The following is an 11,819-nucleotide window of genomic DNA, read 5'->3' as shown; positions in this document are numbered from 1 at the left end:
GATTGCTCGCAGGTCGCCGGGAACGATCGAAGTCGCACCTGTTTTCTGCACCAGGGCCCGTCGCTCGGGTATGACCGGCGATTCGGACGCGATGGACGAGATAGACGAGACGGACGACGACGCCGACAAATACACCGAAGTCATTCACGCAACGGGGCACGAACACGTCAGCGCCGCCCACGCGAGCACCTTCGAGATAACGACCGACGACTACCTGACCCCCGCGGGCGACTGCATCCTCGCGATCGACGCCGACCGCGCGCCCGCGGACTTCGATCCCGAGTTCGTCGCCGCGTGCCGGGACGCGGACGCGACGATTACCGTCACCGTCGAGGCCGACGGCCACCGCGAGTCGGTCACGGGCCGCGGCCATCCCGACCTCGAGTTCACCAACGAGCGCAGCGCGGTCGGGCGGACCAGCGACTACGTCGACGATCGAACGGTCGTGGTCGGGGCTTCGTTCGCCGCCGAGGGATTCGATCGCGAACTCGTCGCGGCGCTTGCTTCGGGTGCCGAGACGACGGTGACGCTGACGGTCGAGTAGCGCCTCGGCGGACGGCCAGAACACCAATATGGGAGAGCGCTCATCGATCAGTATGTCACAACGCGTTATCTGTCCGTACTGCGAGACGAAAGTCGGTGTTGACATCAAGCGCACGGTCCTTCGAACGCGCGAACGGACCGGTTCGCTGGCCGACGGCTACGATCGGTCGGCGACGTGTGGCGAGTGCGGAGAGAAATTCGCCTGCAAGGTCGAAGATCCGCTCAGCCACTGATCTGTGCTGCGTTCCGTGTTGCAGTCCAGGAGAGAAAGACCGATAGTCATTGCTCGCTGAAACTGACCTATGAGCGACGAGTCGACTCCGAACCCGGACCCGGAGCCAGCCGTCAATATCAGCGGCGGAACGACGGGCGGCGGCATCGACGCCGAGTTCAACCCTGCAAGCGCGGATACCCGGGCGGAACGCGTCGTCGATCGGCTCGGCGAACGATACTGGCAAAAGACCTACGGCGGGCAGGATGCCTTTCCCTGTCTCGTCCGCACCATCCTGAGTCAGAACACGAGCGACAAGGCGAGCCAACCCGCTCATGACGCCCTGATCGACCGCTACGGCGGTTCCGATGTCGATCTCGCCGCTGAACTCGCCGCTGCGGAGCAGTCGCAACTCGCCGAAACGATCAGCTCCGCCGGGCTCTACAACCAGAAATCCGAGATGATAATCGGTGCCGCTGAGTGGGTTTGTGACGAGTTCGGCTCGGCGGCTGCGTTCGACGCCTTCGTCGCGGACGAAGCGCCCGGTGAGGTCCGCGAGACGCTGCTTGACGTTCGCGGTGTCGGCCCGAAGACGGCCGACTGCGTGTTGCTCTTCGCTGGCGGTCGCGGCGGCGTCTTCCCGGTCGATACCCACGTGCACCGGATCTATCGGCGGCTGGGGATCGCGCCGCCGGACGCGGATCACGAGGACGTGCGCGAGGTGGTAGAAGACGAGGTGCCGACCGCGAAGTGCGGGTTCGGCCACACCGCGACGATCCAGTTCGGTCGGGAGCTCTGTACGGCGCGGAAGCCGGCCTGTCTCGACGATCCGGAGGCGTGTCCGATGGCCGATATCTGCGACCAGGTCGGCGTTTACCCCGCAACCGGCGAGGTTATTGACCCGGCGGAAACGATTGAGTGAGACGCCGAGCGTCACCGAGGTGACGAACTATCGTCGGATACGCGCGGCGGACACCGCTGTAACCGACGAGTACGTCTTCACCCTTCGAACCGTCTTGTCGGACATGGCTCGATCGTTCGCTCTCCTGAAAACGGCCGTCTTCACCGCTATCGTTCCGGGTACCGTCGCCGGACTGATCCCGTGGCTGCTCGGTCGGAACGACCTCGAGTACCAGTCCTTCAACTCGCCTCTCGTACGGCGGCTCGGCCACCTCTCGCTCGTCAGCGGCGCACTCTTGTACTGTCACACCGCGTTTCGGTTCGCGGACGAAGACGGGACGCCCTCGCCGCGCGACGAACCGGCCGAACTCGTCACTGGCGGCGTCTACGCCGACACCCGTAATCCGATGTACATCGGCGTCGTGCTAGTCGTCCTCGGCCAGGCGGTCCGCTTCCGGTCGGCGCTCGTTCTCTGGTGGGCCGTCGGCTGTGCACTTGGTTTCCAGAGACGGATCGTCAGCTACGAGGAGCCGAACCTGGCGGCGAAACACGGCGAGGCATACGCCGAGTACGCGGCGCGGGTTCCGCGCTGGCTTCCACGAGTTCAGCGCACGGACGGGTGAGCGATTCTGTTCGGAGCTGCAGTCCGTATAACTGAGATGTTTTTCGGACATCACAACGGTTTTATGTCGCAACCGGGGTAGAACCGGGGCACCAATGGCTGCAGGCCCAGAACGGGATGCAGAGACCAGTAAAACAAAGTCAGCGATTGAGTCGAGAACTGAATCTGTGGGCAAATCGACATCGAGACGCCGGCTACTGTCCGCAACGGCAGTGGGATCCGTTACCGCACTCGCCGGATGTGCCAAATTGCTCGGGCACGGAGATCCATTGCGCGTGAGTATCTGGAGCGGAAATTATGCGGATCGCTTCGAAGAGGGGGTCGTCGGGCGGTACGAAGACGAGTTCGAAACGCCGATCGAGATCTATCCCGGCTGGAACAACATCCTCACGGATATCCAGACGGCACCAGCGGACGACCCGCCGTTCGACGTGACCGTCGCCGAGGGAAATTTCTACTACTACGGTCGCCAGGACGATCTCTTCGAGCCGATCCGGACGGAGAACGTTCCCAACGCCGAGGAGATCATCGACTTCTATCGGGAGATGCGCAATACGGAGTACGGGCTGCCGGTCGACGGCGCACCCTGTACGATCATCCATCGGGAGGACGCGGATATCGATCCCGAAACCTGGGGCGACCTCTCGTCAACCGCCATCGAATCGAGTTCGGGGATCGGCGTCGATACCGGGTTCTGGTGGTATCCCCTCTACGCTGCGGCGATCGGCATGGACGAGGAAGACGGCGCCGGGGAGATGCACGATACGGCGTACCACGAGGATGTGCTCGCCCAGGTCGCAGACTGGAACGTCCAGAGCTGGGCGAGTTCGGGCGAGGACATCTGGCAAGCGTTTGAGAACGGCGTCATCGATGCGGCCCAGTGGTACTACGACCAGACGGCCTACGACATCGAGGACTACGACGGGCTGACTCACACGATGCCGGAGCAGACGACGGGCTGGCTCAACAACTGGTGTGTCGTCCGCGGAACCGACAAGCGAGACGAGGCCGAGCAGTTCATCAATTTCCTGCTCGACGCCGACGTGCAGTCTTCGTGGTCCGAGAGCCACCCCATGGTGTTTAGCAACGAGAACATCGAGTACGCCAGGGGGCTGGAAGAAGACCTTCCGACGACGACCGAGGAAGCACAGAACATCGCGTTCCCCGATTGGGAGTTCCTCTCCGAACACAACGCGGCCCTCTCCGACGAGTTCACGAGTATCCAACAGCGTTCCTGATTGCACCAGCGAAAGACCACACACGAGTGTCCGAGTTCTGAGTGAACACGATACCAATACGAATGTCAGAGATCACGCTACACGACCTCGAAAAGCAGTATGGCGAAACGACCGCCGTCGAAGACGTTTCGGTCGAGATTCGAGACGGCGAACTGTTGTGCCTGCTCGGCCCGAGCGGAAGCGGAAAGTCCACGACGCTCCGCATGATCGCCGGGCTCGAGACACCGACGAGCGGCACCATCTCGATCGAGGCGGACGACGTTACCGACCAGCCAGCCTACGAACGCAACACCTCGACCGTCTTCCAGGACTGGGCGTTGTTCCCGCACAAGTCCGTCCTCGAGAACGTCGCGTTCGGACTGAAGATGCGCGGCATGTCGAAAGACGACCGTCAAAAACGAGCGCGGTCGATGCTCGAACGCGTCCAGATGGGCGGCTACGGCGACGACGACCCGACGAACCTGAGCGGCGGCCAGAAACAACGCGTCGCCCTCGCTCGCTCGCTCGCGGTCAATCCCGATGTCCTCTTGCTCGACGAGCCGCTGTCGAACCTCGACAAACGGCTCCGCGAGGACATGCAGATCGAACTTCGCGAGATCCACGAGGACTTAGAGGAAACGTTCGTCCACGTTACGCACGACCAGGACGAGGCGTTCACGCTCGCCGACCGGATCGGCATCATGAACGAAGGCGAACTCGTCCAGGTCGGCGACCCCGACGAGGTCTACGAGAACCCGAAGAACCGCTTTATCGAGGCCTTCCTCGGTGACACCAACTTCGTCGACGCCGTCGTCACGCGCACGAGTTCGGACGCCGTTCACGTCGATACCGAACTCGGTACTGAACTCGTCTTACCGACGGACGGCGAACCGGACGTCGACGAGGGAACCGGGCTCACGCTGTCGCTGCGTCCCGAAATCCTCTCGATCGACGGCGAGACCGGCCGCCCCGAGGCGGCCGGCAAACAGCCGGTCGCCACGGATGGAAGCGCACACAACGCCGTCACCGGCACGGTCGAAAACGTCATCTACCGCGGGTCGACCGTACGCTACTCCGTCTCGATCAACGGATCGTCCATGTTCGCCGAACGAACCGACGCGAGCACCGGCGCTCACGCGTCCGGTGACGACATTCGACTCGAGTGGGACGGCGAGGACGTGCTCGCGTTCCGTGACGATGGCACACGCGTTACCCTATAACACCTGAAATAACAATGACTACTACGAACACGCGCGACCCGAGTTCATTCGACCGAATTCGAGATGCGGTCGTCGGCCAGTCGAACTCGCGGCGGGCGCTGGTGTTGATGGCACCGCTGATCGCGTTCGAGTTGCTGGTCTTCGTGATTCCGTTCTTCATCCTGCTGCGGATTAGCGTCGCATCCGGCTCGGCCGATCTCCCCTACGAATCGGGGACGTGGTCGCTCGATGCGTATTCGTCGGTGATCGAGAACATCCTCTCGTTCGATCTCTTCTGGAGTATTCTCGTCTACTCGTTCGTCTTGGGCGGAGCCGTGACGATCGTAACCGTCGGTATCGCCCTGTTCTACGCGTACGCGATCTGGCGCTCTAGCGGCCTCGTCAAGTCGCTCCTGTTGTTCTCGGTTATCCTGCCGCTGCTTACGACGTTGGTCATCCGGACCTACGCGTTCACGCCGCTGCTCTCGCCGACGGGCACGGTAAACGACGTTCTGCTCTCGTTGAACCTCGTCTCGGAACCGATTCAGTTCGTGCCGGGTATAGTCGGTGCCGGGATCGGCCAACTCTACATCGTCCTTCCGTACGCTGTCCTGGCGATTTACAGCGTGATGGCGACGATCGACTGGGACATCGTCGAGGCGGCGCGCGACCTCGGCGCAAGTCGACCGCGGTCGGTGGTCGAAGTCGTCGTCCCCCAGGTGATGCCGGGCGTGATTGTCGCGACCGTCATTTCCTTCGCCTGGAGCGTCGGCTCGTACGCGGCGCCGGGGCTGCTCTCAGAGAATCTCACGTTCGCGATCTACATCGAAACGCTCTTGCTGACCGATCAGCGCTATCCCGTCGCGGCCGCCTTTTCGGTCATCATGCTCGTCCTGATGCTCATCAGCACGGGCGTGCTCTTTGCGATCCTCAACCGCTTCGGAGGTGACTTCGACCTTGCATAGAGAAACCGTCGAAAACCGCGTGTTCCAAGCCAGCTACCTGGCGCTGCTGGTGTTCATGCTGTTGCCGCTGTTCGTCGTCGTCGTCACGTCGTTCTCGCAGGCGGGCCGACTCGCCTTCCCGCCCGAGAGCTACTCGCTCGCCTGGTACGGCGAGTTCTTCGAGAGCACGCGCTGGCTCAGAGCCTTCACGAACAGTATTCTCATCGGCGTCGGGACGGCGCTGCTCGCGTCGTTCCTCGGCGTGACCGGGGCCTTCGGGCAGGAACTCGACACTGACGACTCCCTCGGGGCGATACTGCAACCGCTCGTGCTGATCCCGCTGTTGATCCCGCCGGTGGTCCTCGGCATCACGCTGTTGATGTACTTCAGCGAGGTCGGCCTGCGCGGCTCCTACGCGAGTATCATCCTGGCGCACACGCTCTGGGCGACGCCGCTCGTCTACTTCGTCATGCGATCGGTCTTTAGCCGGTTCGACTGGCAGCAACTCGACGCGGCCCACGACCTCGGTGCGGGACCGGTGCGCTCGTTCGTTCACGTCGTCCTGCCGAACGTGAAACACGGAATCCTCGTCGGGGCACTGCTCGCGTTCATCATCAGCCTTCAGGAGTTCGTGATGGCGCTGTTCCTCTCGACGCCGAGCACGACGACGATTCCGGTGCTCGCCTGGACGCAGATCCGCCAGGCGCTCGATCCGATGGTGAGCGTCGTCTCGACGTTCCTCATTCTGATCTCCCTCGGGGCGATCGTTATCGCGGCGATCGCGACGAACCTAAAGTGGCTGTCGAAGCAACTCTCCTGAACTCGGCGTTTCCGAGCGCAACGGCCGTTTTCCGCGTTTCTCTCGGCGCTTTCGGGACCGCGTGCTGTCGATAGTGATGAATCGTCTCGTGAGGAGTTACGAGTTCAGTGAAGCGCGTGCGAGTGCACCCGGGCGTCGCGTTTGCAGGCCGAGTTGTGCGGTGGTGTCGGTAGCTGTCGCCGTGGTTCCGATGGCTGTGGTGGTGATGGTGATGGTGATGGTGATAGTGGTCGTCTCGAACACCCCCGCCAACTCGGCTGCCCGCCGCGACCCGAGTTCACCGACGCGGCTGGGACGTGGCTGAACTCGGTTCGCGAGGATCAGTCGGACCCGGATCGGTCGGGGTCCGGCGGGGCGACGCGACAGCCACAGGGGCCGGCGATGGCCTCGCCCGGACCGATCATGGAGGTCTGCGTGATGGGTGTCCCACAGTGGGGACAGCGCGGGAGGCTGACGGTCTCCGGATCGTCCGTCGTCCCGGTGTCGCCGCTTTGCGCATCGCTCGCGCCGGTGTCGTCGGTCATGCCGACCGGCACCTCGTTTCTCCCGTCCTCTCGACAGAACGCGTTGCTACTGATCGAATCGAACGATGCGTCAGTCGTGCGGGATGTTTATATCCCGTGAGAATGTACGCAAACATGGCTTCGAGCTGCATGGTAGAAGCCACGTCTCGGGTGTTACAGCACCCGGGGCACTTTCGTACCCGGCGTCGTGGCTTCCGTTCTAATTGTTGATCGGTAGTGACTTATATCTACCGTTGGCCAACGGGAACGAGTTCGTGCGGACGGCGCGTCGACCGGTGGGAGCCAAGCGGAATTCTCATCGGGCTGGGGGACCAACCGACGGGCAATGCGAATCGAACTCCGCGTCTGTCAGCACTGTCTCGACGGCGATCACGCGAGCGCCCAGAAGTCGGCACTCCTCCAGGACATGGTCGACTGCGCCGAGAAGATTCAGGAGTACAAGGAGGTGCTCGATCTCGACGCCGTCCACATCCGTCGCGTCCGCGACGACGAACCCGGCAAGCCCGAGGCGCTGCCGGTCGTCGCCGCGACGATTCAGAACGACCAGATCGTCCTGAACGACACGCAACTCGTCGCCGAGGGACAGGACGGAAACATGCTCCTGTACGCAAACCCCGACGACATCCTGACGGTGCTTGCGGGCAATATCGACGAAATCAGCAAGGCCGTCACCGAAGACGTTACCGTCGACCTCTCCGACCGCGGCGCACAGATCGTCTCCCAGGCCGACCTGGGTGCCAACCGCGACCGGCAACCCGACCCGTGACGTAACTGCCTCTCGAGACCGGCTGCTCTCGCTGCGATGGGGTTATTTCCCCGTTCGACCCCTACACTCTCCATGGCCACGGCCACCTCCGGCGGGGCGTTCAAACAGCGGTTCGTCCTCGATACCTCGCTGTTTCTCACCGAGGAAATCCGACGCGACGACGAGTCACTCGAACCGGCCATCCTTCGACTCCTCGAGCTGATCGCGAACGCCCGACTCAACCTCGGCATCTCGTGTTACGTCCCGCCGACGATCCACGACGAGCTCACGACGATGCTCGCGGACCGCGAGGTCGACGATGCGGTCTTCTCCCGGCTCAACACCTGGGTTATCCGCAAACATCCCGACCGGTACGCGGTCACGATCCCCGCCCACGTCGTCTACAGTTTCGTCGACGAGATGAGCGGCCGCGTCGACCGCGGCCTCCGCGTCTCCGAAACCGCAGTCCGTCGCGCCGAAACCGCAACCGACGAGACGGTTCCGGACCACGACCACAAGACCGAAACCGACGCGATCATCTCCGACCTCCGCCAGAAGTACCGCAGCGCCATGCGAACCGGCGTGCTCGACTCCCGGGAGGACTTCGACCTCCTGATCCTCGCTCGTGAACTCGATGCCGGCGTCGTCACCGAGGACACGGGTATCATCGACTGGACCGAGGACTTCGGCCTGCGCTACATCAGGGGCCGAGAGTTCCCGGACCTCCTCGAACAGTACCTCACGGCGATCGATTCCGACGCCAAACGAACCGTCGACTAACCGAACCAACACTCTCACGAAAAGCAATCCGCAATCTGCAGTAGCGCGTTATATCCGACCGACGTTGTCGACATCGACGCTTTCGACGCCGTCAACGCCAGTGAAGTTCTCCTCGACGGTCTCCGTGCCGCCCGCACCGTCGGGGACGATCACGGTCGGGTACAGTGCGACGAGACCGAACGCGACCTCCTCACGTTCGACACCGTTGATCTTGGCACCCTCCGGAAGGGCGGTCTCGAGGCGCTCCTGGAGCGCGTCCAGGTCGATCTCCGGGCTGTCCGGCATGACCTTGATTTTGGCAGCTACTTTTCCCATCGTAACACCTCAGGGTCCCATAAACCCGCAGTCGGGGCACTCGTACAGGTTGCTCTGCTTTCGACACTTGGCACAGCGGTAAATCTGCTGGCCGCACTCCGGGCACTTGAACGCGGCTGCGTTCGTGCCGGCGATGTTGATCCCACAGGAGACGCAGGACCGTGTCTGACGATCGTCCGTCGTACTCATACCCCTCCTTTTCCGCCCGCCGTTTTTAACGGTTGTCTTTTGCGCGTTCGAACACGACCGAACTCGATCCGGATTTGGATTCGGGTCGTGGACTCGGACGTGCACGTGCACCCGATTCGGCAGTCACCGAATCGACTCCTTGCCGTCCCCTCCCTCTCTTCGAGGATTCTCTGACTCAGAAAACGCCCGAGAGGTTACTTTATGTCCCGGGAGAAAGCAGTGAGTGCGGCCTGGTGCCCGCTGTCTGCTAGCCACTGGCTGCTGGCTGATTGGCGATGGTCGATTCGCGGTGCCCGATACTCGACCACCTCGCCCACCTGCCGGGCCGCTGCCTCTGACATTTCGCCTGGGGTCCACCGAGCACGATACCTCTAGTGATTGCTCGCGTGGGCCACCCGGCAACTCAACATTCAAACCCCAGCGCTCCCTATAGCGAGTGAATGCGCCTCGACGACTACATCGAGGAACTCGAACCCGACGAGGAAGCAAAACGCCGCCGCCTCGCAAAGGAAAAGTCCTACGCGATTACGGACCACCTGGAAGAGTTCGAACAGCGGTTTGACGACGCCCTCAGCGGCGACACCCTCGTCGGATCGACGGCACCCTCCATCTTCGTCGGTCGATCGAACTACCCCGACATTCCGATCGGCGTACTCTCGCCCGTCGGCGACGAGGACGCCGCCGAGGAGTACGTCACCGACGGCAACTGGTACCAGCAGGGGTACGCCATCGACGACGTACTCCAGCGCCGGACCGGCCTGCTGAACTCGAACAAGCGCGCGAACGTGGAATCGCCGAGCATCGCGAGCCGGCTCACCCCCTCGGTCCACGATAGCTGGGACGGCTTCGTCGGCGTCCAGCGCGAGGTCGCCATCGCGGATCGACCGGTCGACCTGGAGATCGGACTCGACGACACGCCCGACCTCAGTCTCAATGCGGGGACGGACGTTGCGACGCCACGGGGCCCACGTGCCAACGCTCGCAACGCCGAACTCCGGGAGAACCCTTACGTCCCGAAACCGGTCAAGAAGACCTTGGAGGACGACGACTGGCAGGCCCAGGGCGCGATGACCTACCTCTACCGGCGCGGCTTCGACGTCTACGACATCAACTCGATCCTCTCGGCCGGCGCGCTCGGCGAGACCAAACAGCGCCGGCTCGTCCCGACGCGGTGGTCGATCACCGCCGTCGACGACACCGTCGGCCAGTTCCTCCGCGGCCGTATCCGGTCCGAGCCGAGCATCGACGAGGTGCAGGTCAGAGTCAACGAGTACATGGGCAACCGCTACTGGATCGTCCTCGCCCCCGGCAACTGGGAGTTCGAACTCGTCGAGATGAAAGCGCCGGGCAGCATTTGGAACCCGAACCAGAACGGCGACATCTGGCTCCAGAGTGCGAACGAGGGCTACGACGGCCGCACGAGCTACGTCGAAGAAACCGCCGGCGCGTACTACGCCGCGCGACTCGGCGTCCTCGAATACCTCGAGTCGATCGGCCGCCAGGCGAAGTGTCTCGTCCTCCGCGAGGTATCGGACGACTACTGGGCCCCCGTCGGCGTCTGGCAGGTCCGCGAAAGCGTCCGCAACGCCTTCGACGGCACGCCCGGCAGCGCGAGCACCCAGCCAGCCAGCAAGCGAGAATCGCTCGCGGGCGAGTACGGCGAAGCCGAAACCTTCCACCAGGCGGTAGCGGCAATCGCACCGCAGTTACCGGTCTCCTACGCCCGACTCCAGCGCAAATCCGAACTCGCGGCGGGACTGCAGACGAACCTGAGCGCCTTCTCACACTGACTCCTGCTCGTCCCAACGTCGATACGAACCGGCGAGGTGATGGGACGACACAGCCGAAACGGGGGAACGCCTTTGACCGCACGGCGTCTCGATACCGGTATGCTCACACCGACTCCTGGGGCTCTCCCGCCCGACATCGGGACCGCACTGGCCGCCCTTTTTCTCCTGTTCGGCGTCCCCGCGCTCATCTTTGGCTTCATCTTCCTCTACACCGGGTACGTCCGCTACGATGCCGAACAATACCTCGCTGAACTCGACGCGACCGAGGACGACCCGGACACAGCACTGAGCTCAGACCGTGCGCACACGAGTTCACAGTCACAATCACGCTCGGACGGCACGAAATCGTCACAAACCGACGGCGAATAACCGATTTTCGCTCGAGCAACGGCCAGAACGCGGACGCTGATCGCTGAGACGCGGCGATTCATCGTTGGCTGCCCAACTTCCTGAACGGTAGGGAGACTGTGAGACGTGCATCCGTGGCGCTCGGTACCAGATTGCATGCTTAGAAGTAATAAACCATTGTTCTTTTATTCTCGTGCTGCATATCACGGCCAATGGCACTCGACTTTACGCCCACGTCGATCGACGAACTCGACCCAGAGCGCCGGCCCTCGTTCAGGCTGGCGCTCGTTCCGGTCTTGCTGATCGTCGTCTTCCTCGGCATCGGTTCGGCCGTGCTCGGGCTCGATCCGCACGCGCCGTTGCTCTGGAGTATCGTCGCAACAGGGGCCTACGGGTACTACCTCGGCTACTCATGGGATGAACTCTACGAGGGGATTTCGAACGCCCTCATGATGGGGCTGCAGGCGCTTTTGATTATTTTCACCATCTACGCGCTCATCGCCACCTGGATCGACGCCGGGACGATTCCCGCGATGATGTACTACGGCCTCGAGTTGCTGTCGCCGTCGGTGTTCCTCCCCGTTGCGACGATCCTCGCCGCCGTCGTCGCGTTCGCGATCGGCTCCTCGTGGACGACGGTCGGGACCCTGTCTCTTATACACATCTCTGAGC

Annotated in this window: 15 protein-coding genes and 1 pseudogene; 13 read left to right on the top strand and 3 right to left on the bottom strand. The window is 62.8% G+C overall.

Annotation, left to right across the window (positions count from 1 at the left end):
• The first annotated feature begins 91 nt into the window (after nt 1-91).
• The 8 genes from C480_RS15745 to C480_RS15710 all read left to right on the top strand — a co-directional run bounded on the left by C480_RS15745 (nt 92) and on the right by C480_RS15710 (nt 6,456).
• A complete protein-coding gene (locus C480_RS15745; protein ID WP_049903819.1) occupies nt 92-544 on the top strand; it encodes a DUF371 domain-containing protein in 453 nt (150 codons plus the stop codon).
• Between the two features lie 52 nt (nt 545-596).
• Nucleotides 597-776 carry a hypothetical protein gene (locus C480_RS15740; RefSeq protein WP_006666611.1) on the top strand — a complete coding sequence of 60 codons (180 nt, stop codon included), beginning with the start codon at nt 597-599 and terminating at the stop codon, nt 774-776.
• A gap of 69 nt (nt 777-845) precedes the next feature.
• Nucleotides 846-1,676 carry an endonuclease III domain-containing protein gene (locus tag C480_RS15735; RefSeq protein ID WP_006666610.1) on the top strand — a complete coding sequence of 277 codons (831 nt, stop codon included), beginning with the start codon at nt 846-848 and terminating at the stop codon, nt 1,674-1,676.
• A gap of 103 nt (nt 1,677-1,779) precedes the next feature.
• Complete coding sequence (locus tag C480_RS15730; protein WP_049903817.1) at nt 1,780-2,277, top strand: methyltransferase family protein; 498 nt, start codon at nt 1,780-1,782, stop codon at nt 2,275-2,277.
• 94 nt (nt 2,278-2,371) lie between these two features.
• Nucleotides 2,372-3,514 (top strand): ABC transporter substrate-binding protein, encoded by a 1,143-nt coding sequence (locus C480_RS15725; RefSeq protein ID WP_049903800.1) that lies wholly within the window; start codon nt 2,372-2,374, stop codon nt 3,512-3,514.
• Between the two features lie 62 nt (nt 3,515-3,576).
• Nucleotides 3,577-4,713, top strand: coding sequence for an ABC transporter ATP-binding protein (locus C480_RS15720; RefSeq protein WP_006666607.1), 1,137 nt, complete (start codon nt 3,577-3,579; stop codon nt 4,711-4,713).
• Between the two features lie 14 nt (nt 4,714-4,727).
• Nucleotides 4,728-5,657, top strand: coding sequence for an ABC transporter permease (locus tag C480_RS15715; RefSeq protein ID WP_006666606.1), 930 nt, complete (start codon nt 4,728-4,730; stop codon nt 5,655-5,657).
• A complete protein-coding gene (locus C480_RS15710) occupies nt 5,650-6,456 on the top strand; it encodes an ABC transporter permease (protein ID WP_006666605.1) in 807 nt (268 codons plus the stop codon). The genes C480_RS15715 and C480_RS15710 overlap by 8 nt, the downstream gene beginning before the upstream one ends.
• A 320-nt stretch (nt 6,457-6,776) precedes the next feature.
• Here the strand turns inward: C480_RS15710 and C480_RS15705 are convergent, their stop codons facing one another.
• Nucleotides 6,777-6,980 carry a hypothetical protein gene (locus tag C480_RS15705; protein WP_006666604.1) on the bottom strand — a complete coding sequence of 68 codons (204 nt, stop codon included), beginning with the start codon at nt 6,978-6,980 and terminating at the stop codon, nt 6,777-6,779.
• Between the two features lie 325 nt (nt 6,981-7,305).
• Here C480_RS15705 and C480_RS15700 point away from each other — a divergent pair, with 325 nt between their 5' ends.
• A complete protein-coding gene (locus C480_RS15700) occupies nt 7,306-7,746 on the top strand; it encodes a hypothetical protein (RefSeq protein ID WP_006666603.1) in 441 nt (146 codons plus the stop codon).
• Nucleotides 7,747-7,818: 72 nt separating this feature from the next.
• Nucleotides 7,819-8,505 (top strand): RNA ligase partner protein, encoded by a 687-nt coding sequence (locus tag C480_RS15695; protein WP_006666602.1) that lies wholly within the window; start codon nt 7,819-7,821, stop codon nt 8,503-8,505.
• Nucleotides 8,506-8,553: 48 nt separating this feature from the next.
• On the opposite strand, the gene C480_RS15690 is transcribed toward C480_RS15695, so the two are convergent.
• Entirely contained in the window at nt 8,554-8,820 is a 267-nt protein-coding gene (locus C480_RS15690; protein WP_006108897.1) for an elongation factor 1-beta, read from the bottom strand.
• Nucleotides 8,821-8,829: 9 nt separating this feature from the next.
• On the bottom strand, nt 8,830-9,009 hold the full coding sequence (locus C480_RS22290; protein ID WP_006666601.1) for an HVO_2753 family zinc finger protein: 180 nt from the start codon (nt 9,007-9,009) through the stop codon (nt 8,830-8,832).
• 440 nt (nt 9,010-9,449) lie between these two features.
• Between C480_RS22290 and C480_RS15685 the strand changes: the two genes are divergently transcribed.
• The 3 genes and pseudogenes from C480_RS15685 to C480_RS15675 form a co-directional block, all read left to right on the top strand.
• Complete coding sequence (locus tag C480_RS15685; RefSeq protein WP_006666600.1) at nt 9,450-10,799, top strand: Nre family DNA repair protein; 1,350 nt, start codon at nt 9,450-9,452, stop codon at nt 10,797-10,799.
• A gap of 99 nt (nt 10,800-10,898) precedes the next feature.
• Nucleotides 10,899-11,168 (top strand): hypothetical protein, encoded by a 270-nt coding sequence (locus C480_RS15680; RefSeq protein ID WP_006666599.1) that lies wholly within the window; start codon nt 10,899-10,901, stop codon nt 11,166-11,168.
• A gap of 191 nt (nt 11,169-11,359) precedes the next feature.
• Nucleotides 11,360-11,819, top strand: a pseudogene (locus tag C480_RS15675) (arginine:ornithine antiporter); the annotation flags it as partial.

This window comes from Natrialba aegyptia DSM 13077, from assembly GCF_000337535.1.
GTDB lineage: Archaea > Halobacteriota > Halobacteria > Halobacteriales > Natrialbaceae > Natrialba > Natrialba aegyptia.
The sequence above is the reverse complement of the archived record's forward strand: the minus strand, read 5'-3'. Positions and strand labels throughout refer to the sequence as shown.

Coding starts and splice junctions, on each gene's coding strand:
- C480_RS15745 (WP_049903819.1), top strand. CDS start 92: ATGGACGAGATAGACGAGACGGACGACGACGCCGACAAATACACCGAA.
- C480_RS15740 (WP_006666611.1), top strand. CDS start 597: ATGTCACAACGCGTTATCTGTCCGTACTGCGAGACGAAAGTCGGTGTT.
- C480_RS15735 (WP_006666610.1), top strand. CDS start 846: ATGAGCGACGAGTCGACTCCGAACCCGGACCCGGAGCCAGCCGTCAAT.
- C480_RS15730 (WP_049903817.1), top strand. CDS start 1,780: ATGGCTCGATCGTTCGCTCTCCTGAAAACGGCCGTCTTCACCGCTATC.
- C480_RS15725 (WP_049903800.1), top strand. CDS start 2,372: ATGGCTGCAGGCCCAGAACGGGATGCAGAGACCAGTAAAACAAAGTCA.
- C480_RS15720 (WP_006666607.1), top strand. CDS start 3,577: ATGTCAGAGATCACGCTACACGACCTCGAAAAGCAGTATGGCGAAACG.
- C480_RS15715 (WP_006666606.1), top strand. CDS start 4,728: ATGACTACTACGAACACGCGCGACCCGAGTTCATTCGACCGAATTCGA.
- C480_RS15705 (WP_006666604.1), bottom strand. CDS start 6,980: ATGACCGACGACACCGGCGCGAGCGATGCGCAAAGCGGCGACACCGGG.
- C480_RS15700 (WP_006666603.1), top strand. CDS start 7,306: ATGCGAATCGAACTCCGCGTCTGTCAGCACTGTCTCGACGGCGATCAC.
- C480_RS15695 (WP_006666602.1), top strand. CDS start 7,819: ATGGCCACGGCCACCTCCGGCGGGGCGTTCAAACAGCGGTTCGTCCTC.
- C480_RS15690 (WP_006108897.1), bottom strand. CDS start 8,820: ATGGGAAAAGTAGCTGCCAAAATCAAGGTCATGCCGGACAGCCCGGAG.
- C480_RS22290 (WP_006666601.1), bottom strand. CDS start 9,009: ATGAGTACGACGGACGATCGTCAGACACGGTCCTGCGTCTCCTGTGGG.
- C480_RS15685 (WP_006666600.1), top strand. CDS start 9,450: ATGCGCCTCGACGACTACATCGAGGAACTCGAACCCGACGAGGAAGCA.
- C480_RS15680 (WP_006666599.1), top strand. CDS start 10,899: ATGCTCACACCGACTCCTGGGGCTCTCCCGCCCGACATCGGGACCGCA.